This is a genomic window from Lentzea indica (assembly GCF_012184385.1).
GTDB lineage: Bacteria > Actinomycetota > Actinomycetes > Mycobacteriales > Pseudonocardiaceae > Lentzea > Lentzea indica.
The window spans coordinates 1-1,155 of sequence record NZ_VSRL01000561.1 but is presented as its reverse complement, the minus strand read 5'-3'; the positions used below and the strand labels follow the sequence as shown (position 1 = coordinate 1,155).

Genomic DNA, 1,155 nt, shown 5'->3' with positions numbered 1-1,155 from the left:
GCGCGGTTCCACGACGAAACGGACCTGACCGCGATGATCGGCACCGTCCACGCGGAGCTCGGCGACACCCGGAACGCGATTCCGGCGTTGTCGACCGCGACTGGCCGGCCACCGCGCCGCCCTCGCCAAGGTGGGCGTCCTGCTGACGCCGGATCGCCTGCGGCACGTCGAACCCACGACCGCGCAGGGCAAGCGAGCGGCTGCGGAGTTGCTCGACCTGGAGCCCCGCCCGACCGCGATCGTGTGCTTCAACGACAAGGTCGCGGTGGGCACGTTGCAGGCCGCGCGGGAACGCGGTCTGCGCGTCCCGGAAGACCTGTCCGTGACGGGGTTCGACGACATCGACCTCGCCGAGGCGACCGATCCGCGGCTGACCACCGTGCGGCAACCGTTGCAGGAGATGGGAAGGATCGCGGTCACCCAGCTGATGCGTGTGCTGGACGGTCATCTGCCGGAGGCGCTGCACATCGAGCTCGCGACGACGTTGGTGGTCAGGGACTCCACCGCCGCGTTCATCGCGCCGGCCCAGCGGCATCCGGCCGCCACAACCGCAACTGCAGCATCGCCGCGAACCGCGCGTTCGGATCGCTGAGATCGATCTCCCCGACCTCCGACAGCCGCCGCAACCGATAGCGAAAAGTATTGGGGTGCACGAAAACGGCAGCCGAAGCCGCCGCCACGTCCCCGAAGGCGTCCAACCAGGCGCCGAGCGTCTCGACCAGGCACGCGCTGTGCTTGCGGTCGTAGGCGATCAGCCGGGCGACGGGTCCGGTCAGCGTGTCGCCACGTTCGGCGATCAGGTCGGACAGCTCCAGAAGCAGTCCCTCACTGTGCACATCGGACACTCGCGCCACCGGGCGGGAGGCACGACCGGCGCGCAGCACCCGCAGCACGAGATCGGCGCAGGCACGGGAGCGGGACAGCGTCAGGCCGTCCGTCACCTGGCCGACGCCCACGAGGACGTGGTTTCCGATGCGGTTGCGGAAGTCGGTCGCGATGCGCAGGGCCCTGTCCTCGGACTCCGCCGGCAGGATCGCGTAGGCGACGTCGCCGATCAACGCGGCGGCGGCGCGCGGGTGGACGGCGGTCAGGTGCATGGCGAACGCGTCGGCGACCTGCTGGCGTTCGGTGAGCAGGCGGGCGTGCGCGGCGGGG

The 1,155-nt window shown here is 70.8% G+C and carries 2 protein-coding genes; one reads left to right on the top strand and one right to left on the bottom strand.

The features are described from left to right. The first annotated feature begins 130 nt into the window (after window positions 1–130). Complete coding sequence (locus FXN61_RS49595) at window positions 131–592, top strand: LacI family DNA-binding transcriptional regulator (protein ID WP_376770835.1); 462 nt, start codon at window positions 131–133, stop codon at window positions 590–592. Here the strand turns inward: FXN61_RS49595 and FXN61_RS49590 are convergent. Further along, a partial coding sequence (locus FXN61_RS49590; RefSeq protein WP_188136343.1) for a PucR family transcriptional regulator occupies window positions 513–1,155 on the bottom strand: 643 nt, incomplete at its 5' end. The two genes, FXN61_RS49595 and FXN61_RS49590, sit on opposite strands and share 80 nt — an antisense overlap.